Below are 22758 nucleotides of genomic sequence, written 5' to 3'. Positions count from 1 at the left end.
GTGTTGGCGCAGTGGGTTGTGTACAATGTGCCGTGTTTTTAGCTGATACTTGCCAGCGACCCATTGTTGCCGTATTACCTTAAAGTTGCCGTATTACCGTTAATTCGCCGCCGTTCTCCCGACCCGAGTGCCCATGAACGAACAGTTGCAACCTCTCAAGAAACAACCGCGAGCCGGCAAGGCCGGTCGCAGCGGAACCCAGGACGATATCGTCTACGCGCATATCTTCGAGGCGATCCTCGAACAACGCCTGGCACCCGGTACCAAATTGAGTGAAGAGGCACTGGGCGAAATCTTCGGCGTCAGCCGTACCATCATTCGCCGCGCCCTGTCGCGCCTGGCCCATGAAGGCGTGGTGTTGCTGCGGCCCAATCGCGGCGCGGTGGTGGCCAGCCCGAGCGTCGAGGAAGCACGCCAGGTGTTCCTCGCCCGGCGCCTGGTAGAGCGAGCGATCACCGAGTTGGCCGTGCAGCACGCCACCGCCGAACAACTGGCCGAACTACGCCAGATGGTCAACGACGAGCGCGACAGCTTCTCCCGTGGCGATCGCGGTGCCGGTATCCGCCTCTCTGGCGAGTTCCACCTCAAGCTGGCCGAGGCGGCGAAGAACGCGCCGCTGATCAGCTTCCAGCGCAGCCTGGTGTCCCAGACCTCGTTGATCATTGCGCAGTACGAAAGCGGCAATCGCTCGCACTGTTCCTACGATGAACACACCCAGTTGATCGATGCGATCGAGGCCCGCGACGCGGCGCTGGCAGTTGACTTGATGATGCACCACATGGACCACATCGACAGCAAGCTCAACCTCGACGAGGAAAGTGCGTCGGATGATTTGCATGCGGTGTTCTCGCATTTGTTGCAGACCAAGAAGCCGGGGCGTTCGCCTGTAAAGTTGTAAACCCGATTAAAGAATGTGGGAGGGGGCAAGTCGAATCGTCGCACCGCCCCTCCCACATTTGTTTTGTGTTGTGGCGCAGATCAGCGTTGGTGCACCCGTTGGCCGGCCGCATAGGTCTGCAACACCGTCCGATCATCCCCCAGCGTCATCAACACGAACAACGTCTCGGCTATGTTGTTGGCCTGCTTCAAGCGATAGCTCAGCAGTGGCGTGGCGTTGTAATCCAGCACTAGAAAGTCTGCATCGGTGCCTGGCTGCAACGTGCCGATCTTGTCTTCCAGGCGCAGCGCCCGCGCACCCCCGAGGGTGGCCAGGTACAACGACTTGAATGGGCTCAACCGCGCGCCCTGCAGTTGCATGACCTTATAGGCTTCGTTCAAGGTTTGCAGCAGTGAGAAGCTGGTGCCGCCGCCCACATCCGTGCCCAGGCCAACGTTGAGCTTGTGTTTCTCGGCCATCGGCAGGTTGAGCAGGCCGCTGCCGAGGAACAGGTTCGACGTCGGGCAGAACGCCACCGCCGACCCCGTCTCCGCCAATCGCGCGCATTCGTCATCACACAGGTGCACACCGTGGGCGAACACTGAGCGCTCACCCAGCAGCTTGTAATGGTCGTACACATCCAGGTAGCCGTTGCGTTCTGGAAATAGCGCCTTCACCCACTCGACTTCCTGCTTGTTCTCACTGATGTGCGTCTGCATGTACAGGTCCGGGTACTCGCCCAGCAGTTGCCCGGCCAACGCCAATTGTTCCGGCGTGCTGGTGGGGGCGAAGCGGGGCGTGACCGCATAGTGCAGGCGGCCCTTGCCGTGCCAGCGCTCGATCAACGTCTTGCTTTCCTGGTAGCCGGATTCGGCGGTGTCGGTGAGGTAATCCGGGGCGTTGCGGTCCATCATCACTTTGCCGGCGATCATACGCAGGTCGAGTTTTGCGGCCGCTTCAAAGAACGCGTTCACCGACTGCGGATGCACGCTGCCGAACACCAGGGCGGTTGTGGTGCCATTGCGCAGCAATTCCTTGATGAAAATGTCGGCCACTTCTTCGGCGTGGGCCTTGTCGGCGAACTGGCGTTCGCACGGGAAGGTGTAAGTGTTGAGCCAGTCCAGTAACTGCTCGCCATAGGCGCCGACCATGCCGGTTTGTGGCAGGTGGATATGGGTGTCGATCAGGCCTGGGGTAATCAGCGCATCCTGGTAGTGGGTGATGTCGATATCGGCGGGCAGCTTCGGCAGCAGGTCACTGGCGTGGCCCAGGGCACTGATTTTGCCGTTTTCGATCACCAGCAGGCCGTCTTCGAAATACTCATAGGAGGCTTCGATGCCCACTTCAGCGGGGTCGGCGATGCTGTGCAGGAGGGCGGCACGGTAGGCTTTGCGAGTCAAAGGCATGGTCGTCTCAATTGATAGCTTGGCTGCGGCGTGACACCGGCAGCAGTTTGGCAATAGGTTCGGCGCTCGCGGTGTGCTGGCCGAAATGGGCGTTATAGGTGGCGATGATTTCGCCGGCGATGGAGATGGCGATCTCTACCGGCAATTTGCCCTTTACCTCGGTGAGGCCCATGGGGCAGCGCATGCGTTGCAACTGCGCGGCGTCAAAGCCGCGATCACGCAGGCGGTGTTCGAACTTGACGCGTTTGGTCTTCGAGCCGATCAGGCCGAAGTAGGCAAAGTCATTACGCTTGAGCAGGGCGGCGGTCAGTTCCAGGTCCAGCGCGTGATTGTGGGTCATGACGATGCAATAACTACCCGCGGGCAGGTCGGCAATTTCGTCCACCGGCTCTTCGCTGACGATTTTACGCACGCCCTGGGGGATATGTTCCGGGAATTCCTGCTCGCGCGAATCGATCCAGCGCACCCGGCACGGCAGGCTCGCCAGCAACGGCACCAACGCGCGGCCGACATGACCGGCGCCGAACACCGCGATCTGCGCCTGCACCTGGCCCATGGGTTCGAACAGCAATACGGTTACGCCACCGCAGCACTGGCCCAGGCTCGCGCCGAGGCTGAAGCGCTCCAGGTGGGTGTTCTGCTGGCCGCGCGCGAGCATGTCACGGGCGATCTGCATCGCCTTGTATTCCAGGTGTCCGCCACCGATGGTGTCGAAGGTTTGCGTGGCGCTGATCACCATCTTCGAACCGGCATTGCGCGGCGTGGAGCCGAGCTCTTCGATGATGGTCACCAGTACGCAGGGTTCGCCTTGGTTCTGCAGGTCGGCGAGGGCGCTGATCCAGTTGTTCATAGTCACCTCTTGTGGTGTCTGTCAGGCCGTCATCGGGGGCAAGCCCCCTCCCACATTTGAAGGCACAGATCAAAGTGTGGGAGGGGGCTTGCCCCCGATGGCAGCGCCTCGGTCTAGAGCGAAGCCATCTCGGTTTCGGTTTCAACAGGCACAGCCGCCTGCAACTTGCGCATCTGCTCGCACCCCCACAACACCCGCTCCGGTGTCGCCGGTGCATCGATCTTCGGCTGATGGCGATAGTCACCCAGGCTCGCCACCGCATCCTTGATCGCACACCACGAGGCAATGCCGAGCATGAACGGTGGCTCGCCCACGGCCTTGGAATGAAACACCGTGTCTTCCGGGTTCTTGCGGTTCTCCACCAGCTTCACGCGCAGGTCCAGCGGCATGTCGGCCACCGCCGGGATCTTGTAGCTGGCCGGGCCGTTGGTCATCAGCTTGCCCTTGTTGTTCCACACCAGCTCTTCCATGGTCAGCCAGCCCATGCCCTGGATGAAGCCGCCTTCTACTTGGCCGATGTCGATCGCCGGGTTCAACGAGGCGCCCACGTCGTGGAGGATGTCGGTGCGCAGCATCTTGTATTCGCCGGTCAGGGTGTCGACGATCACCTCGCAACAGGCCGCGCCAAAGGCGTAGTAGTAGAACGGCCGCCCCCGCGCCTGGCTGCGGTCGTAGAAGATTTTCGGGGTCTTGTAGAAGCCAGTGCTCGACAGCGACACCTGGGCGAAGTACGCCTGCTGGATCAGCGCTTCAAAGGTCAGGATATGATCGCGCACGCGCACATGGCCGTTGTGGAATGCCACGTCGGCCTCACTCACGTCGTACTTGCGCGCGGCGAATTCCACCAGGCGTTGCTTGATGGTTTCGGCGGCGTTCTGCGCGGCCTTGCCGTTCAGGTCGGCACCGCTGGAGGCGGCGGTCGGCGAGGTGTTGGGCACCTTGTCGGTATTGGTGGCGGTGATCTGCACGCGGTCGATTTCCACCTGGAACACTTCGGCCACCACCTGTGCGACCTTGGTGTTCAACCCCTGGCCCATTTCGGTACCACCGTGGTTCAGGTGGATGCTGCCGTCGGTGTAGATATGGATCAACGCACCGGCCTGGTTCAGGAAACTGGCGGTAAAGGAAATACCGAATTTCACCGGGGTCAGCGCCAGGCCTTTTTTCAGGATCGGGCTGTGGGCGTTGTACAGGCGGATCGCTTCACGGCGCTCGGCGTATTGGCTGCTGGCTTCAAGCTCAGCGGTCATTTCCTCGAGCATGTTGTGCTCGACGGTCTGGTAGTAGTGAGTGACGTTGCGCTCGGTCTTGCCGTAGTAGTTGGCCTTGCGCACGGCCAGCGGATCCTGGCCTAAGTGGCGGGCGATGGCGTCCATCACTTCCTCGATGGCGACCATGCCTTGGGGGCCGCCAAAGCCCCGGTAGGCGGTGTTGGACGCGGTGTTGGTCTTGCAGCGGTGGCCATTGACCGTGGCGTCGCCCAGGTAATACGCGTTGTCGGCGTGGAACATTGCGCGGTCGACAATCGAGTTCGACAGGTCCGGCGAGCAACCGCAGTTACCCGCCAGTTCCAGATTGATACCCTGCAGGCGACCGCTGTCGTCGAAGCCCACGTCGTATTCGATATAGAAGGGGTGGCGCTTGCCGGTCATCAGCATGTCTTCGACCCGGGGCAGGCGCATCTTGGTCGGCTGCCCGGTCAGGCGCGCGACCACCGCGCACAGGCACGCCGGGCTGGCCGCCTGGGTTTCCTTGCCGCCGAAACCACCGCCCATGCGACGCATATCGACGACGATCTTGTTCATCGACACGTCAAGTACTTCGGCCACCAGCTTCTGTATTTCGGTGGGGTTCTGGGTGGAGCAGTAGACGATCATGCCGCCGTCTTCGGTGGGCATCACTGACGAGATCTGGGTTTCCAGGTAGAAGTGTTCCTGGCCGCCGATATGCAGGGTGCCCTGGAGGCGGTTTTTTGCGGTCGCCAGTGCGCCGGCCGAATCACCGCGCTGGTGGGTGTGGCTGTCGAGCACGAAATGCTTATTGCGAAAGGCCTCGACCACATCCAATACGGGTTCGAGGTCTTCGTATTCGATCACGGCCGCCATCGCGGCCTTGCGTGCGGTTTCCAGATCGCGGGCAGCCACGGCCAATACCACTTGGCCGACAAACTGCACGGTGTCGATGGCCAGCAGCGGGTCGCCGGGCATCAGCGGGCCGATGTCTTTCAGGCCTGGCACGTCTTCATGGGTGATGACGATACGCACACCGTCGAAGGCGTAGCAGGGCGCGGTGTCGATGCTGAGGATCTTCGCGTGGGCGCGGTCGGACATGCGCGCATACAGGTGCAACTGGTTGGGGAATTCCAGGCGGTCATCGATGTACTGCGCTTCACCGCTGACGTGCTTGGCGGCGCTGTCATGCTTGACGCTGCGGCCGACCCCGGAGGTCAGGTCCTGGGCAAACAGCTCGGCCAGTTCGGCCTGGGTTTTTACCACGGCGTGATGGTTAGACATAAGCGGTCACCCGAGTCTCGATGTGCGGCGTTTGCAGCTCGATAAAGTATTTGCGCAGCAGGTTCTGCGCGCTGAGCAGGCGGTATTCCTTGCTGGCGCGGAAGTCCGACAACGGGGTGAAATCCTCGGCCAGGGCAGTGCAGGCTTTCTCGACGGTGGCGGCATTCCAGGTGGCGCCGATCAGCACGCTCTCGCAATGTTTCGCGCGTTTCGGGGTGGCGGCCATGCCCCCGAAGGCAACACGCGCATCGCTGATCACACCGTTGTCGATCTTGAGGTTGAAAGCCGCGCATACGGCGGAAATATCGTCGTCCAGGCGCTTGGACACTTTGTACGCCCGGAATAGCGCGTGGCCCTTGGGCACGATGATTTTCTCGATGAATTCGCTGTCCTGGCGTGCGGTGACGCGGTAGTCGATGAAGTAATCTTCCAGCGCCAACGTACGACGGGTGTTGCCCTTGCACAGCACGATCTGCGCGCCGAGGGCGATCAGCAGTGGTGGCGAATCGCCAATCGGCGAGGCGTTGCCGATATTGCCGCCCAGGGTGCCTTGGTTGCGGATTTGCAGGGACGCGAAACGGTGCAGCAGCTCACCGAAGTCCGGGTAGGCCTGGTGCAGCGCGGTGTAGCAGTCGGAAAGAGGGGCGGCGGCGCCGATTTCCAGGCGATCGTCGAAGGATTCAATGCGCTTCATTTCGTCGATGTTGCCGACGTAGATCATCACCGGCAGCGTGCGGTGGAACTGGGTGACTTCCAGCGCCAGGTCAGTGCCGCCAGCCAGCAGCCGGGCTTGCGGGTAGGCATCGTAGAGGTCGGCGAGGTCGGCGACGGTCAGGGGGACCAGGCAGCGTTTGTCGCCGCTGTTGAGTTCACCGGTTTGCGTCGGCGCGATGGCCTTGAGGAGTGCGATGGTTTCGACTTGCCGGCTGTCGAACTGGTCCTGGGGTTTGTTACAGCAGGCCTGCTCGGCGGCGGCCAGGATCGGGCGGTAGCCGGTGCAACGGCACAAGTTGCCGGCCAGGGCTTCATGGGCTTTCTGGCTATCTGGCGCGTCGCTGTTCTTTTGCAGGGCAAACAGTGACATCACAAAACCGGGGGTGCAAAAGCCGCATTGCGACCCGTGGCATTCGACCATGGCCTGTTGCACGCTGTGCAGTTGACCTTGGTGTTTCAGGTCTTCGACGCTGATCAATTGTTTGCCATGCAACGATGAGACAAACGTCAGGCAGGCATTGAGGCTGCGGTAGCGAATCCGCTCAGCGCCTGGCTCGTCGCTGTGCAGCTCGCCGACCACCACGGTGCATGCACCGCAATCGCCGCTGGCGCAGCCTTCCTTGGTACCGGATTTGCCCAGGTGCTCACGCAAATAGTTGAGCACGGTCAGGTTGGGGTCCAGGGCGTGCTCGCTACGGAGCTCCTGGTTAAGTAGAAACTGGATCACGGAAGGCCTCGCAGACTCATTATTGTTGTTAACCGCTTTGCGCCGAATCTAGTCATGTCTGACTTTTCGGTCAATGATTTTCTGACTGTGAGGTCAAGAAATTGCGATCACAACACTTTCAATTATGGTCCAGTCTTCTGGAACCGCTGTTTTTGGGGGGCTTCTGGGTTTCAGCGCTGCTTATTCCGTGCCAAATTCAGCAAGGTGGGCCTAGCGCCATCAGCCAGGCATTTGCGCTACACTGCCGCGCTTGTATCGATAGAAGATTTTGAAGGGAAAACATGACGTTCAAGGCGCCGGACAGTCTCGCCGAGCAAATTGCTCACCACCTCGCCGAACGTATCATTCGCGGCGATCTCAAGCCTGGGGAGCGGATCCAGGAACAGAAAGTCACGCTGGCGCTCAATGTCAGCCGTGGTTCCGTGCGTGAAGCCTTATTGATCCTCGAACGTCGCCACCTGATCGCGATCCTGCCGCGCCGTGGCGCCCACGTCACCGAGCTCACCGCACACAAGGTGCAGAGCCTGTGCACGTTGATGAGTGAGCTGTATATCCTGCTCGGCAATGCGGTGGCCCAGGGCTGGCAGACCCAGGCTGACATGGCGCCGTTCCTGCAGATCCAGCAGCGCCTGGTCGGCAGTTTCGAGCGCCAGGACATCCGCGCCTTTGTCGAAGAATGCTTCAGCGTGATGCGCGCCGCGTACCCCTTCGCCAACAACCCGTATTTGCAGGAAACCGTCGAAAACCTGCAGCCGGCGATGAACCGTGCCTATTACCTGGCCCTCGATCAGCGCAAGGCCTCCATGAGCGAGTACCTGGCGTTGTTCGAGCAATTGCTCGCCGCCGTGCTTGCCCGCGACCTGCCGCAGATTCGCCAGGTGTTGTCGGCCTATGGCCAGCGTAGTTGCTCGCTGGTCATCGCTGCGTTGGCGGACGCCTAAGCGTGCGGCTCAAGTGCATCAAACTGGCGGGGTTCAAATCCTTCGTCGACCCGACCACGGTGAACTTCCCCAGTAACATGGCGGCAGTGGTGGGGCCCAATGGCTGCGGCAAGTCGAACATCATCGACGCCGTACGCTGGGTGATGGGCGAGAGCTCGGCAAAAAACCTGCGCGGCGAGTCGATGACCGACGTCATCTTCAACGGCTCCACCAGCCGCAAACCCGTCAGCCAGGCCAGCATCGAACTGGTGTTCGATAACTCCGACGGCACCCTGGTTGGCGAATATGCGGCCTACGCGGAAATCTCCATCCGCCGTAAAGTGACCCGCGACAGCCAGAACAGCTACTTCCTCAACGGCACCAAGTGCCGGCGCCGGGATATCACCGATATCTTCCTCGGTACCGGCCTGGGCCCGCGCAGCTACTCGATCATCGAGCAAGGCATGATCTCCAAGCTGATCGAAGCCAAGCCGGAAGACCTGCGCAATTTTATCGAAGAAGCGGCCGGCATCTCCAAGTACAAGGAGCGCCGCCGCGAAACTGAAAACCGTATCCGCCGCACCCACGAAAACCTTGCCCGCCTCACCGATCTGCGTGAAGAGCTGGAACGCCAGTTGGAACGCCTGCACCGCCAGGCCCAGGCCGCCGAAAAGTACCAGGAATACAAGGGCGAGGAGCGCCAGCTCAAGGCGCAACTGTCGGCCCTGCGCTGGCAGGCGCTGAATGACCAGGTGGGCCAGCGTGAAGCGATCATCGGCACCCAGGAAATCAGCTTCGAAGCCCTGGTAGCCGAGCAACGCAATGCCGACGCCAGCATCGAGCGCCTGCGCGACGGTCACCATGACCTGTCCGAGCGCTTCAATCTGGTGCAGGGCCGTTTCTACTCGGTGGGGGGAGACATCGCCCGGGTCGAGCAGAGCATCCAGCACGGTCAGCAGCGCTTGCGTCAGTTGCAGGAGGATTTGAAGGAAGCCGAGCGCGCGCGCCTGGAGACCGAATCTCACCTGGGCCATGACCGCACCTTGCTGCTGACCCTTGGCGAAGAGCTGGACCTGCTCACTCCCGAGCAGGAGATCACCAGCGCGGCGGCCGAAGAAGCCGCTGCCGCCCTGGAAGAATCCGAAACCACCATGCACGGCTGGCAGGAGCAGTGGGACACCTTCAACCTGAAATCCGCCGAGCCTCGGCGCCAGGCCGAAGTGCAACAGTCACGCATCCAGCAGCTGGAAACCAGCATGGAGCGTCTGGCCGAACGCCAGCGTCGCTTGCAGGAAGAACGCGTGTTGCTCGCTGCCGACCCGGAAGACGCGGCGATCATGGAGCTCAGCGAGCAACTGGCCGAAAGCGAGATGACCCTCGAAGAGCTGGAGGCCAGCGAAGAACAGCAAGTCGAGCGCCTGGAGCAATTGCGCCAGCAACTGCAACAGGCGACCCAGGCCCAGCAGCAGGCCCAGGGCGATCTGCAGCGGCTCAACGGTCGTTTGGCCTCCCTGGAAGCCCTGCAGCAAGCCGCTCTGGACCCTGGCACCGGTACCGCCGAATGGCTGCGCGACCAGCATCTGGCCGAGCGTCCGCGCCTGGCCGAAGGCTTGAAAGTCGAAGCCGGTTGGGAGTTGGCGGTGGAAACCGTATTGGGTGCCGACCTGCAAGCGGTACTGGTGGACGATTTTGGGGGCTTCGACCTGGCCGGTTTTGCCCAGGGCGATTTGCGCCTGCTCAGCCCGGCCGCCGACGGCACCCGCGTGCCGGGCAGTTTGCTGGACAAGGTCGAGGCGGCGATTGACTTGTCGCCGTGGCTGGGCCAGGTCAAACCGGTTGAATCACTTGAGCAGGCGCTGGCCCAGCGCGGTCAGTTGGCTGCCGGCGAAAGCCTGATCAGCCGTGATGGCTACTGGGTCGGCCGCCACTTCCTGCGGGTACGCCGCGCCAGTGAAGCAGAAAGCGGGGTTTTGGCCCGTGGCCAGGAAATCGTCAATCTTATCGCCGAGCGTGAAGAGCGCGAAGCGACCCTGGAAAGCCTGGAAACCGAGCTGCAAACCCTGCGCGCCACCCAGCGCCAGCAAGAGACCGGCCGCGAACACCTGCGTCGCCTGTTGCAGGATGAGGCGCGTCAGCAAGGCGAATTGAAAGCCCAGCTTTCCGCGAGCAAAGCCAAGGTCGAGCAACTGACCCTGCGCCGTACCCGTCTCGATGAAGAAGTAGCCGAGATGGGCGAGCAACGCGCGCTCGAGCACGAACAAATCGGCGAAGCACGCCTGCAACTGCAGGAAGCCCTCGACAGCATGGCCCAGGACACCGAGCAACGCGAACTGCTGCTGGCCCAGCGTGACAGCCTGCGTGAACGCCTCGACCGTGTGCGCCAGGAAGCTCGCCAGCACAAGGACCACGCTCACCAGTTGGCGGTGCGCCTCGGCTCGCTGCGTGCGCAGCACGACTCCACGCGCCAGGCCCTTGAGCGCCTGGAGATGCAGTCCGAACGCCTGACCGAAAAGCGCGAGCAACTGAGCCTCAACCTGGAGGAGGGCGAAGCGCCCCTGGAAGAGCTGCGGCTCAAGCTTGAAGAGCTGCTCGACAAGCGCATGACCGTCGACGAAGAACTCAAGACCGCGCAAATCGCCCTCGAAGATGCCGACCGCGAACTGCGTGACGCAGAAAAGCGCCGGACCCAGGCCGAGCAGCAATCCCAACTGATCCGCGGCCAACTCGAACAACAGCGCATGGAGTGGCAAGCCCTGACCGTGCGCCGCAAAACCCTCCAGGACCAGTTGCTCGAGGATGGCTACGACCTGCACGGCGTGCTTGACACCTTGACCGCCGAGGCGAACGAAAAAGACGCCGAAGAAGAACTCGAACGCATAGCCGCGCGGATTCAGCGCCTGGGGGCAATCAACCTGGCCGCCATCGATGAGTACCAGCAGCAGTCCGAGCGCAAACGCTACCTGGACGCCCAGGACGCCGACCTGGTCGAAGCCCTGGATACCCTGGAAAACGTGATCCGCAAGATCGACAAGGAAACCCGCAACCGCTTCAAGGATACCTTTGATCAGATTAATGGCGGTTTACAGGCGTTATTCCCAAAAGTTTTCGGTGGTGGCAGCGCTTACTTGGAACTGACGGGCGAAGATCTACTCGATACAGGGGTAACGATCATGGCGCGGCCTCCGGGCAAGAAGAACAGCACCATCCATTTGTTGTCCGGCGGCGAAAAAGCCCTGACCGCATTGGCCCTGGTGTTTGCCATCTTCAAGTTGAACCCGGCACCGTTCTGCATGCTCGACGAAGTTGACGCACCGCTGGATGACGCTAACGTGGGACGGTACGCACGCCTGGTCAAGGAGATGTCCCAGACTGTGCAGTTCATCTATATCACCCACAACAAGATCGCCATGGAAATGGCTGATCAGTTGATGGGGGTGACGATGCACGAGCCGGGCTGTTCGCGATTGGTCGCGGTGGATGTCGAAGAAGCGATGGCGATGGTGGAATCCTGAGCCACGCCAGGAGAGAAGATTTGTAGCGCGATGTAAGACGGTTTACCGCCCTGGCGAAAGTGGCAAATGGACATATTTGTTCAAGGCATTTTGACAGACGGTGTAAAGTTATCTTTGGTCGTGCTAGTTTAATGTCAATTTTTCGTATGCGTGGGCAAAACGTCAGTCAGAACATAGAGTTGGCGCCACGTTTTAAAGCGGTTTGCACGGTGCTAAACCCCTTATTTTTCAGCATTTTTTATTAGAGGCACGGGATTACATGGAAATCGGTCTGCGCGAGTGGCTGATCGTCATCGGCATTATTGTCATTGCCGGTATTCTTTTTGATGGCTGGCGCCGCATGCGCGGTGGCAAGGGCAAGCTCAAATTCCGTCTGGACCGTAACCTGTCCAACTTGCCCGACGACGACGGCAGCGCCGAGCTGCTGGGGCCGCCCCGTGTGTTGGATACCCATAAGGAACCGCAGCTGGATGAGCATGACCTGCCGTCCATGAGTGCGCCTGTGCGTGAAGCCCGCGAGCCGTCTTCCAAACGTGGCAAGCGCGGCAGTGCTGCAGTTGCCGAGCCGCACCAGGGCGACCTGAACCTTGACGTCGACGAAGGCCCGAGTTTCAGCAGCCGCGATGACGACTTCCCTGATGAGAATGCGACCAAGAGCCCGCCGCGCCAATCGGTCAGCGATCAGCCGGCTGCCGAAGAAGTGTTGGTGATCAGCGTGATTTGCCGCGACGCCGCGGGCTTCAAAGGCCCGGCGCTGTTGCAGAACATCCTCGAAAGCGGCCTGCGTTTTGGCGAAATGGACATCTTCCACCGCCACGAAAGCATGGCCGGTAATGGCGAAGTGCTGTTCTCCATGGCCAACGCGGTCAAGCCGGGCACCTTCGACCTGGACGATATTGACCTGTTCAGCACGCCGGCCGTCAGCTTCTTCCTTGGCTTGCCAGGCCCGCGTCACCCGAAACAAGCGTTCGACGTGATGGTGGCGGCAGCGCGCAAGCTGTCCCAGGAACTGAATGGCGAATTGAAGGACGATCAGCGCAGCGTCCTCACCGCCCAGACCATCGAACACTACCGTCAGCGCATCGTCGAATTCGAGCGTCGCGCCCTGACACAGAAACGCTGAGGATTGGCCTCAAGCGTTGTCGATAGAATAAGCGCACCAACATTTGAGCAGCTTCGGCTGCTCTTTTGCTTTATGAGAGAACACCCATGACCGCCGCCCACACCCGCATCCTTGAACTGCGCGCTGAACTGGATCAGCACAATTACCGTTACCACGTGCTCGACGAGCCGAGCATTCCGGACGCCGAGTACGACCGCTTGTTCAATGAGCTCAAGGCCCTGGAAGCCGAGCACCCGGAACTGGTGACGCGTGATTCGCCGACGCAGCGGGTCGGCAGTGCGGCGTTGTCGGCCTTTACCCAGGTGCGTCATGAGATCCCGATGCTCAGCCTGGGCAACGCGTTCGATGAAACCACCATGCTCGAGTTCGATCGCCGCGTCACCGAGGGGCTCGACCTGCCGGTGGGCGATCTGTTTGGCGGTGGTGCCGCGGTGGAGTACAGCTGTGAACCAAAGCTGGATGGCCTGGCGGTCAGCCTTTTGTACCAGGACGGCGAACTGGTGCGCGGCGCCACCCGCGGCGACGGCACTACGGGCGAAGACATCAGTGTCAATGTGCGCACCGTGCGCAATATCCCGTTGAAACTGCACGGCACCGGCTGGCCGGCCACCCTGGAAGTGCGCGGCGAAGTGTTCATGTCCAAGGCCGGTTTCGAGCGACTGAACGCCTCGCAACTGGAAGTCGGTGGCAAGACCTTCGCCAACCCGCGTAACGCCGCCGCCGGCAGCCTGCGCCAGCTGGACTCGAAGATCACCGCCAGCCGCCCGCTGGAGTTCTGCTGCTACGGCATTGGCCAGGTCACCGCAGACATCAGTGACACCCACATCGGCAATTTGAAGCAGTTGCAGAAGTGGGGCCTGCCGATCAGCCATGAGCTGAAGTTGGCCAAGGGCATCCAGGCATGCCTGGACTACTACCGCGATATCGGCGAGCGACGTAACAGCCTGCCCTATGAAATCGACGGCGTGGTGTTCAAGGTCAACAGCATTGCCTCCCAGCGCGAACTGGGTTTCCGTGCCCGTGAGCCGCGTTGGGCGATCGCGCACAAATTCCCGGCCATGGAAGAACTGACCGAGCTGCTCGACGTGGAATTCCAGGTTGGCCGCACCGGTGCCGTCACGCCGGTGGCACGACTGAAACCGGTCAAGGTCGCGGGTGTGACCGTGTCCAATGCCACCTTGCACAACATGGACGAAGTGGCGCGCCTGGGCCTCATGATCGGCGACACCGTGATCATCCGCCGTGCCGGAGACGTGATCCCGCAGGTGGTGTCGGTGGTCACCGAGCGCCGTCCGGAAAATGCCCGCGCCGTGCAGATCCCCGAGAGTTGCCCGGTGTGCGGCTCCCACGTCGAGCGCACGCAACTGGTCAAGCGCAGCAAGGGCAAGGAAACCGTCAGCGAAGGCGCGGTGTACCGCTGTGTCGGTCGCCTGGCCTGTGGCGCGCAGCTCAAGCAGGCGATCATCCATTTCGTCTCGCGCCGGGCGATGGACATCGATGGCCTGGGCGACAAGACCATCGAGCAGTTGGTGGATGAAAAACTCATTGGTTCGCCGGCTGACCTCTACACGCTCAAGTACGAACAGATCATCGACCTGGAAGGCTTCGCCGATATCTCCAGCAAGAAGCTGATCGCCGCCATCGAGAACAGCAAGAGCCCGACCCTGGCGCGCTTCATCTACGCCTTAGGCATTCCCGACGTGGGCGAGGAGACCGCCAAGGTGCTGGCGCGTTCCCTGGGGGCCTTGGAGCGCGTGCAGCGCGCGTTGCCGGAGGTGCTGACGTACCTGCCGGACGTGGGCCTGGAAGTCGCGCACGAGATCCGCAGCTTCTTTGATGACCGCCACAACCAGGACGTGATCGGCGCACTGTTGGCGCCGGACAAATGCGGCCTGCAATTGCAAGACGAAGGCGCCCTGGCCGCCGAATTCGCCGCCAGCACCACCCTCGGCGGTTTGCTCGACAAACTCAATGTGCCCAGCGTCGGTCCCGGCGCCGCGCAGAAACTGGCGGACAAGTTCGGCTCCCTCGAAGGCGTGATCAAGGCTGACTGGCTCGATATGCGCCAGGCGCTGCCCGAGAAGCAGGCCAAGGCTGTGCGCGAGTTCTTCGATAACCCCGACCATGCTAACCATGCCCTGGCCATCGAGCGGCAGCTCGAGGAATTCGGCATGCACTGGCAGAGCGAGAAGAAAGTGATCGAAGGCTTGCCGGAAGCAGGGCATACCTGGGTGCTGACCGGCTCCCTGGAGCGGATGAGCCGCGATGTCGCCAAGGACAAGCTCGAAAGCCTCGGCGCCAAGGTGGCTGGTTCGGTGTCGGCGAAAACCCACTGCGTGGTGGCCGGGCCGGGTGCTGGTTCGAAGTTGGCCAAGGCCAGCGAACTGGGCCTGAAGGTGCTGGACGAAGACGCTTTCGTGGCCTTCCTCGCCGGGCATCACATCACCGTCTGATAGCGTGCGCTTCTGGTGGCGAGCCGGCTCGCCACAGGTTACTGTTTGCTCGTTCCATTCTTAACCGACAGGCATTAGGACTCGCCCCGCGTCGGGCAGCAAAGTGGAACGATCCCGAGCGAGAAATGATCTAGTCTCTGTCACCCAGGGAGAGATCGCCATGTTTCGCTATTTCGAGCAACTCAGTTCGCGCATTGCCGCACCGTTCATGGCCGAATCCTCGCGCAACAGCAAGGTCTGGCAATGCCGGTGCGGTCAGCCGCTGTTCTTTCGCAACAGCCAATGCCTGGCCTGCTCGGCGGTGCTGGGCTATCAACCCCAACAAAGCCGATTGTCCTCCCTGCAGCCGGGGCCTGTCGTGGACACCTGGCTGCAAGACGACAACCTCGATGCAGGCGCCTTTCGCCGCTGTGCCAACCTCGACACGCCCGCCGCCTGCAACTGGCTGATTCCCGCCCACAGCACCGCACCGCTGTGCGTGGCCTGCAGCCTGAACCGCACCATTCCCGACCTGTCGATCACCGAGAACCACGAGCGCTGGCGCAAGGTGGAAACCGCCAAGCGCCGACTGGTGGCACAACTGATCAGTCTGGGCCTGCGCGTCGTGCCCAAGAGCATCGACGAAGACAACGGCCTGGCCTTCGACTTCGTCGGCATCGACCTGGAAGGCAATGCGCCGACCACCGGGCATGCCAACGGCCTGGTTACCCTCGACATCAAGGAGGCCGACGACGCCCACCGCGAAAAAGTCCGGGTGCAGATGCGCGAACCCTATCGCACGCTGCTCGGGCATTTTCGCCACGAGGTCGGTCACTATTACTGGGACCGCCTGATCGCCAACAGCCATTGGCAGACGCCTTTTCGCGACCTGTTCGGCGACGAAAGCGCCAGTTACGCCGATGCCCTCGACCAGTACTACCAGAATGGCCCGCGCCCGGATTGGCAACATACCTGCGTCAGTGCCTACGCCACCATGCACCCGTGGGAAGACTGGGCCGAAACCTGGGCCCACTACCTGCACATGATGGACGCGGTCGACACCGCCCTGGGGTTTGGCATGAGTGCGCGGGAACTGGACCTGGATTACCAGCCATTTCCCCTGAGCACCCTCTACGACCCCGAGCACCCTGGCGGTGCGGCGTTCCTGTCTTTCGTCAACGCCTGGATCGAACTGGCCGGCATGCTCAACGAACTGTCCCGTGCCATGGGGCAGCCGGATTTCTACCCCTTCGTACTGCCACCGGCGGTGATCGCCAAGCTGCACTTCATTCACCTGGTCATCCAGGAAGAGGGCGGCCGGGCGGACGAGGTGTTGCAGACACCATGATGAATTAATGTGGGAGGGCGCTTGCTCCCGAAAGCAGTGTGTCAGTCACTGATTTATTGGCTGGCAGACCGCTATCGGGAGCAAGCCCCCTCCCACAGGGGATAGCGGGGATGCTGACGGCCATGGCAAGTACTTGAACCCCTTCATATTTTAATCCGGCACCAACGGTTGTAACTTCCGATGAGATCGGTACAATGGCGCGGCTTGCCGAGAGGCCAGCGTCGTTATGGTGACCCCATCGGTCCCCCCGCAACGATTACCCGTGAACCTGGTCAGATCCGGAAGGAAGCAGCCACAGCGGGAACATTGTGTGCCGGGGTGTGGCTGGTGGGGTTGCCTCCATAACGCTCTTCCTGAATCTTCAAAAATCCTTATTTCTAAAACGCTTTGCTGGCCATTACTGCCTGCGAATCGATTTCTGCTGTGCGCTCCACAGGCTTACGGGCGGTACAGGGGGAATGCCTTTATCACTGGCACTATTTCGTCGCCCAGGGTCTTGGCGCTTTCCCATCGCTCGTCCCTGGTCTGGGACTTGGCCGGGACGTTCCTGGCGAAGTGAAAGATGACGATCGCGCCCGTGCCGGCGTCGCGGTAGTACTTGAAGAAGCTGAATTCAGAGAAATGCCCGTCTTTGCGCAGCGCCGAGGGATAAAACAGCATCAGGTAGAGGATCCCGGTTCGGTTGTCTGTTGCCAGGACCGCTGGCATGTCCGGGTTTTCCTGTTGGTGCAACTGCACCGTGCGCCTTCCCAGGTCCAGCGGCTCGAAGCGGTCATCGGGAGGCACAACCGTAAAGTCCACCATTTCAGTCCAGGCATCGACGCTTTGGTTTTCCGGAAAATATTCCCACAAGCCGTTTTTCTGGAATTTCAGGACAAACGTCTTACCCGCGAACACCACCGACTTCGTTTCGGCAATGGAGGGGCGTGAGAGGTCTGGAGCGGGCGTCGAGGCACAGCCTGACAGCAGGGCCATGATCGACAAGATCAGCAGAGGGGCTTTCATTTCAATCCTTGAAGGTTTTCAGATACTGGCGTTATGCGCCGGTGACAGTAGCGCAATGAATAGGCAAGCGCCCCGATTATGAAGCACCAGCGTTTTAAGGGTTTATTCGTGAGGGCTCTTTCACAGCTTTTAATGCTCACTCTGGACAACCTCAAACCACCTTGTTAGTTTCCGCCAGCCACTTGTTTCAGAGTATGACAAGTGTTTGTAATTGATATTGAAGTGCTATCACTTCTTTAACTAACAAGGATGTCTGTCATGAAAAGCCTGCAAGGGTTGCCTCGTCTTATCAGTGCTTCAGTAGGCGCTCCCGGCAAAGCCCGAAACTTGCCCGCCGATGTGCAGTGCATCCAGTATTTATTCAATTTGATCATTCCCAAGATGGGTTTTCCGCTGGCCGAGAATGGCAAGTGTGATGGCCAGTTGGTGCAGTGCATCAGCCAGTATCAGTTTCGCCATCTCAAATACGCCCACCCCGATGGCGTGATCGACCCTACCGGTCGCACGTTCAACAGCCTGATCGAAGAGGCGGTGAAGGTGCCCGTCAAAGCCTTCCCGACGATGCGTATCCCCAGCTTTCTCAATGTGTTTGGCAACAACAATGGCGATGCGGTGCAGGCCACGGTCAACGTGTACCTGGACCGCGTGCGCGCGACGATCGAGGCCGAGCGACGTAACCGCCAATTGATGCTCCAGGCCACGTGCGACGGGGGCATGACCCTCAGCGAAACGGACTTCCAGAACGCCGCCACACAGTTGGGTAGCGGTATTTCGGTAAATATCATCAAGGCCTTCGCCACTGTGGAATCAGGTGGGCGTTCGGGGTTCGGCCCGGCCAAGTTGCCGGTGATCGCGTTTGAAGGGCACTTGTTTCGCAAGTACACCAAGCACATCTACGACCAGGCGCACCCGCTGCTGTCCTACCCCTACAAGAAAAAAGCCGGGCCGCAGTGGCAGGCCAATAACAAGGACCAGGCCAAGGCTTGGGAAACCATGGCCACCGCGTTTGCCCTGGATCAGGAAGCGGCACTCATGTCGGCTTCGTGGGGCATGTTCCAGATCATGGGCTTCAACTTTGCCTCGTGCGGTTACAAGACGGTGTTTGAGTTTTCGGCAGCATTAAAGGTGAATGCCGGCAACCAACTAAAAGCGTTCCTCGGTTTTTGCAGCAAGAGCCCGGCATTGATGAAGGCCATGAAAGCCAAGGATTTTACCGGCATGGCGCGTAACTATAACGGCGAGGACTACGGCAACTACGACGTCCTTATGCAAAAAGCCTACGAAAAACTTGAAGGGAAAAAATAGGATGATCCGTTTTCTTGCGATAGGTGTGTTGTCGTTGTGCGCCGTGGGCCCTGCTTTGGCCGGTTCGGCTGCGTTGCATTCGGGCAAGTACGAAGGGCTGATGCTGGCAGTGACGCCGGAGCATCAGGTCGAAGGGTTCTATTCGGAAGCAATGGGCGAGGGCGTTACCCGCAGTTGCGCGTTTTACCTGCAAGGCAAACCTGAGGCGCTCACCACTTGGCTCGATGAGGCTCATCCCGGCAGCCTGGCGCCTTCGTCCGATGGCGTGACCCTGACGGTGGAAGAGGGCCGCCAGCACCCTGGGTGCATGAACGTGCTGATGCCGGAGATTGCCACCGGCCTGGACCTGACCCAGACCGCCAATAAAAAATGGATCGGCCTGGTGACGGTATCCGCCGACAAGGCTTACCTGCTGAAGACCCCAGGCGCCAAGACCGCCAAGCGTCCGTATATCGTCAAGCGCGATGTGGTCGGTGTGCTGGCCTTCAAGGACGGCTGGGCCCAGGTCGAGTTCATCAATGCCGACGACCGCTCGTTCAGCGGCTGGATCAGCCAGGATCAATACACTCGTCTAGCGGCGCCTCACTAAGACATCCCCAAAACGCCGCAGTGTGCCAGGCATACTGCGGCGTTTTTGCGTCCGGGGTTCAGGCCTTGTTGCGGTTGAACAGCTTGCGAATCACTGCGAGCAGCGCCACTACGCCGATTACCAGGAACTTCTTCGCGGCCAGCAGAAAGATACCGATCTTGGCAAAGAGCCCGGCCTTGGCGGCAATCCCGCCGGCAACCAACGCGGCGAGGCCGTAAGTGGCGAGCTTGTCGGTGTTCGGGTTGAAGTCGGTATAGAGGTTGCCGTCGGTGAAGTTGGTAAAGGCCAGCACCTTGGGCAATTCTTGCTGGATGGTGGCCAGGTCGGCCATGGCGGCGACGGCGTTGAGTTCCAGCACGCCTTCACGGCCCAGCACGCGAATGCTGTAGTTGAGGGTCGTCTGGTCGGCGTCGTCGGCCTTCAGTTCGCGGGCCCAGTACATCTTGTGGGTGGTGTCGTCGTAGTGCGGCGGCTCCGCCCAGCCCAGCAGGTGCAGGCCCGCGTAGCCTTGTTTCTGGCGTTCCTGGTTCTCTGCTTCATCTTCTTCCTGCATTTGCTTGAGCAGGTCGGCGTAGTCGATTTTTGCCGCATCTTCGTCGGAGATGTGCCCGTCGGCCTTGTAGCTGACAATCACGCCCCAGCCGCGTTGCGACAATGGGCTGACGGCTTTGGGCACGATCATGCCAAGGGTCTTGAAGCCCGGCGGGTTGCCCCAGCCATCGGTCAGCAAGCGCTCGGTATCGGCGGGGTCGAGGTAGTAGAACTCGTCGGTGAGCTTGAGGGTGGCGATGCCGCTGGGCAGGGTGACCGTGCCGGTCTTTTGCTTGAGTGAGGCCAGAAAGTGCTCGGCTGTTTCGGCCGGGGCACTGGCTTCAACGGGGGCAGGCGAGGTAACAGCAACGGCAGGTGCGGCAGGCAGGCTCAGCGCGGCCGCCGCCAACAACAGGCGGAAGTAATTCATGGTAGTCCCTTACATTTTGAATTAATTCTGCGAAAGGATAACCGAAACAACATGTTGCGAGTTAGCCGAAAGTTTCCCGCAACAGCCCGGCGAATGCGTCCCGTGCCAGGTGGCGTTGGGTGTCCTTGTGCCAGAACAGCAGGTTATCCACGGCCGCCAGTTCTTCAAATCGATACGACGCCAGCTGATTGGCCTGCTCATAGCGCGCCAGGATGCCTTCCGGCGCCAGCGCTACGCCAATGCCGGCACTCACACAGCCGATAATCGTGCCCCAACTGGCATAGCTGGCGATGGCCGGCTTGAAGTCGTGGGGCTTGACCCAGTTCTCCAGCGCCGCGCGGTAGGGGCAGCCGGGTGGCCAGACCAGCAGGGTTCGGCCGGCCAGGTCGGCCGCACTGTTGATCGGTGCGCTGGACACACTGGCGATCAGCACCAGCCGTTCGCTGTAGACCACGCTGTGTTCGAGCTTGGTGCGTTGGTTGCCGGCGGCCACCAGCGCCACGTCGAGGCGATGGTGTTGCAGATCGTCCAGCAGTTGCCCCCAGGCACCGGTCACCAGCTCCAGGCTGACGTCGGGGTAGCGTCGATGGTATTCCGCCAGCAACGGCGGCAGGCGGCCGCTGGCGCTGGACTCCACCGCGCCGATGCGCAAGGTGCCACGGGGAATGGCGTTGGCGTCTACGGCGCGTTTGGATTCATCCACCAGCGCGAGGATGCGCTCGCAGTAGTCCAGGAAAATTTCCCCGGCGGCACTGATGGCCAGCCCACGCCCGGCACGGATGAATAACGGTGTGCCCAGCTCGCTTTCCAGCTGCTTGATGCGCGTGGTGATGTTCGACGGCACGCAATGCAATTGCAGTGCGGCCTGGGCCACGCTGCCGGTTTGCGCCACGGCTCTCACCATCTTCAGTTGGGCCAGTTCCATTGCTCAGTTCCACTGATTTCAGAAGTCAGAAACGGTTAATTGTCCTGCGATGTGCCCAGGCCAAGACTGACGGCATTCCTTCCCTGTTTCTGGATGCCGTTGATGAATGCCCCGTCACCCGTAAAGCTTACGCTAGTCATCGCCAGCGTGATTCTCTGTTGGGCCTATTCGCCGATTGGCGTGCACATCGGCCTGCACAGCTACAGTCCGGGCCAGCTGGCGTTGCTGCGATTTCTGATCGCTTCGGTATTGATGGGCGCGGTGGCGCTGGTGCTGGGGATTGGTCGGCCACGTCTGCGGGACATGCCGTGGTTGCTCGTGCTGGGTTTTTTCGGGGTGTTCCTGCACCACACCAGCCTCAATTATGGGCAGCAATGGGTGACAGCGGCGGCGTCCAGCGTACTGGCGCAATCAGCGCCGTTGTTCAGTGTGCTGATCGCGGCGTTCTGTTTGAAGGAGCGAGTCAGCCTTTGGCGGTGGGGCTGCGTGCTGTTGGGGTTGCTGGGCGTGCTGGTGGTGATCTGGGGCGACCAGGGCCTCGGCGAGATGGACCCGCGCGGCCTGTTGATCCTGCTGGCGGCGGCCTCATGGAGTGTGTACTTCGTCATTCAGAAGCACTGTGCGCATCGCTACAGCCTACTGACCTTGGCGTGCTACATGGTGTGGTCGGGCACCCTGATGCTCTGCGTGAACCTGCCTGGCCTGCCCACCGCCGTGGCGCGAGCGCCGTTGGTGGAGAACCTGGCAGTGTTGGTGCTGGGGGTTTTCCCCAGTGCGTTGGCCTACCTGGCGTGGGGGTTCGTGTTAAAGCACGTCGACGTCAGCCGCGCGTCGGTGGCGATGTACCTGATCCCGCCAGTGGCCATGGGGATGGCGGCCACGCTGCTGGGCGAGCACGTAGCCTTGCAGGTGGTGCTCGGCGGGGTGATCGTGCTGGCGAGTGTGGCGGCCATCAGCCTGGAAGGGCGTTGGCGGTCAGGCGCTCAGGCTGAACGCACGCAAGCGGTGGCCGTCGAGGTCCTGGGCGACGAAGGTGTAGCCAAAGTCCAGCGTGGTCGGTGACTGGAGGATCGTGGCGCCCCGTTCTAGCCATTGTTCGTGCAGGGCATCGACGGCGGCGGTATCGGCCAGCGAAAAACAGACTTCACCGCCGCCGCCCGTGGCCTGGGCCGCAGGTTCCACGGTGTGGCGTGACCACAGGCCGAGCCTCACGCCATGGTCGAGAATGAACAGGGCAAAGGTCGGGTTCAATTCGACCGGTGGCTTGTCCAGCAGGCGGCTGTAGAAATTGGCGCTGGTGGCCGGGCTGTCGACATACAGCAGGAAGTAATGGGCGAGGGTGTTCATGCAGGCTCCTTGAGCACGGGCGGTTATGTGAGCCCAGTCTATAAGGTAGCCCTGTCAGTTCTTGTCAGGAGTGCGCAGGCTGGTCGCAGCAATCATCCATAAAGCGCCCAGAACTACGCGCAGACACTCTCCGGTTCAGGCCATTAAAACGCCAGTCAGGCGAGCTTGGTCAGATTAGGCGAGCGTGCCGGATGCAATTTCCCC

17 protein-coding genes and 1 other RNA gene are annotated in these 22758 nt (G+C 61.0%); 10 read left to right on the top strand and 8 right to left on the bottom strand.

Annotated features, from left to right (window positions below; translation table 11 throughout):
* The first annotated feature begins 133 nt into the window (after window positions 1-133).
* Complete coding sequence (locus ACODSV_RS06375; protein ID WP_024076856.1) at window positions 134-898, top strand: GntR family transcriptional regulator; 765 nt, start codon at window positions 134-136, stop codon at window positions 896-898.
* An 80-nt stretch (window positions 899-978) separates the two neighbouring features.
* On the opposite strand, the gene guaD is transcribed toward ACODSV_RS06375, so the two are convergent.
* The 4 genes from guaD to xdhA all read right to left on the bottom strand — a co-directional run bounded on the left by guaD (window position 979) and on the right by xdhA (window position 7087).
* Complete coding sequence (gene guaD, locus ACODSV_RS06370; protein WP_489046638.1) at window positions 979-2283, bottom strand: guanine deaminase; 1305 nt, start codon at window positions 2281-2283, stop codon at window positions 979-981.
* A 7-nt stretch (window positions 2284-2290) separates the two neighbouring features.
* Window positions 2291-3133 carry a xanthine dehydrogenase accessory protein XdhC gene (gene xdhC / locus ACODSV_RS06365; protein WP_069076769.1) on the bottom strand — a complete coding sequence of 281 codons (843 nt, stop codon included), beginning with the start codon at window positions 3131-3133 and terminating at the stop codon, window positions 2291-2293.
* A gap of 113 nt (window positions 3134-3246) precedes the next feature.
* Window positions 3247-5646 carry a xanthine dehydrogenase molybdopterin binding subunit gene (gene xdhB, locus ACODSV_RS06360; protein ID WP_024076853.1) on the bottom strand — a complete coding sequence of 800 codons (2400 nt, stop codon included), beginning with the start codon at window positions 5644-5646 and terminating at the stop codon, window positions 3247-3249.
* The gene (gene xdhA, locus ACODSV_RS06355; RefSeq protein ID WP_150053687.1) at window positions 5639-7087 is read right to left on the bottom strand and encodes a xanthine dehydrogenase small subunit; all 1449 of its coding nucleotides are present in this window, start codon (window positions 7085-7087) and stop codon (window positions 5639-5641) included. Before xdhA ends, xdhB begins: the two co-directional genes overlap by 8 nt.
* 281 nt (window positions 7088-7368) lie before the next feature.
* On the opposite strand from xdhA, the gene ACODSV_RS06350 reads away from it, so the two are divergent.
* The 6 genes from ACODSV_RS06350 (at window position 7369) to ffs (ending at window position 16755) form a co-directional block, all read left to right on the top strand.
* Window positions 7369-8028 (top strand): GntR family transcriptional regulator, encoded by a 660-nt coding sequence (locus tag ACODSV_RS06350; RefSeq protein WP_024076851.1) that lies wholly within the window; start codon window positions 7369-7371, stop codon window positions 8026-8028.
* A 2-nt stretch (window positions 8029-8030) separates the two neighbouring features.
* On the top strand, window positions 8031-11519 hold the full coding sequence (gene smc / locus ACODSV_RS06345; RefSeq protein WP_069076771.1) for a chromosome segregation protein SMC: 3489 nt from the start codon (window positions 8031-8033) through the stop codon (window positions 11517-11519).
* 259 nt (window positions 11520-11778) lie between these two features.
* Window positions 11779-12642, top strand: coding sequence for a cell division protein ZipA (gene zipA / locus ACODSV_RS06340; RefSeq protein WP_024076849.1), 864 nt, complete (start codon window positions 11779-11781; stop codon window positions 12640-12642).
* A gap of 86 nt (window positions 12643-12728) precedes the next feature.
* A complete protein-coding gene (gene ligA, locus ACODSV_RS06335) occupies window positions 12729-15095 on the top strand; it encodes an NAD-dependent DNA ligase LigA (protein WP_024076848.1) in 2367 nt (788 codons plus the stop codon).
* 160 nt (window positions 15096-15255) lie between these two features.
* A complete protein-coding gene (locus ACODSV_RS06330) occupies window positions 15256-16422 on the top strand; it encodes a zinc-binding metallopeptidase family protein (RefSeq protein ID WP_024076847.1) in 1167 nt (388 codons plus the stop codon).
* A 236-nt stretch (window positions 16423-16658) separates the two neighbouring features.
* Window positions 16659-16755: signal recognition particle sRNA small type (ffs, locus tag ACODSV_RS06325), an RNA gene on the top strand.
* Between the two features lie 105 nt (window positions 16756-16860).
* Here the strand turns inward: ffs and ACODSV_RS06320 are convergent.
* Window positions 16861-17427: a putative periplasmic lipoprotein gene (locus ACODSV_RS06320; RefSeq protein WP_150095250.1), complete on the bottom strand. Its 567-nt coding sequence runs from the start codon at window positions 17425-17427 to the stop codon at window positions 16861-16863.
* Between the two features lie 258 nt (window positions 17428-17685).
* On the opposite strand from ACODSV_RS06320, the gene ACODSV_RS06315 reads away from it, so the two are divergent.
* Both ACODSV_RS06315 and ACODSV_RS06310 read left to right on the top strand, forming a co-directional pair.
* Entirely contained in the window at window positions 17686-18732 is a 1047-nt protein-coding gene (locus ACODSV_RS06315; RefSeq protein ID WP_024076845.1) for an N-acetylmuramidase family protein, read from the top strand.
* Between the two features lies 1 nt (window position 18733).
* The gene (locus tag ACODSV_RS06310) at window positions 18734-19321 is read left to right on the top strand and encodes a hypothetical protein (RefSeq protein ID WP_150056312.1); all 588 of its coding nucleotides are present in this window, start codon (window positions 18734-18736) and stop codon (window positions 19319-19321) included.
* Between the two features lie 58 nt (window positions 19322-19379).
* On the opposite strand, the gene ACODSV_RS06305 is transcribed toward ACODSV_RS06310, so the two are convergent.
* Window positions 19380-20282 carry a DUF2167 domain-containing protein gene (locus ACODSV_RS06305; protein ID WP_150056313.1) on the bottom strand — a complete coding sequence of 301 codons (903 nt, stop codon included), beginning with the start codon at window positions 20280-20282 and terminating at the stop codon, window positions 19380-19382.
* Window positions 20283-20343: 61 nt separating this feature from the next.
* Window positions 20344-21207, bottom strand: a complete 864-nt coding sequence (locus ACODSV_RS06300) for a LysR family transcriptional regulator (RefSeq protein WP_102623529.1) — start codon at window positions 21205-21207, stop codon at window positions 20344-20346.
* Between the two features lie 102 nt (window positions 21208-21309).
* Between ACODSV_RS06300 and ACODSV_RS06295 the strand changes: the two genes are divergently transcribed.
* Window positions 21310-22269, top strand: coding sequence for a DMT family transporter (locus tag ACODSV_RS06295; protein WP_102623528.1), 960 nt, complete (start codon window positions 21310-21312; stop codon window positions 22267-22269).
* On the opposite strand, the gene ACODSV_RS06290 is transcribed toward ACODSV_RS06295, so the two are convergent.
* Window positions 22183-22554 (bottom strand): VOC family protein, encoded by a 372-nt coding sequence (locus ACODSV_RS06290; protein ID WP_150056314.1) that lies wholly within the window; start codon window positions 22552-22554, stop codon window positions 22183-22185. The genes ACODSV_RS06295 and ACODSV_RS06290 overlap by 87 nt on opposite strands.
* Window positions 22555-22758: the final 204 nt, after the last annotated feature.

It is taken from the genome of Pseudomonas sp. FG86 (assembly GCF_057808775.1).
This window is presented reverse-complemented; position numbering and strand designations above follow the sequence as displayed.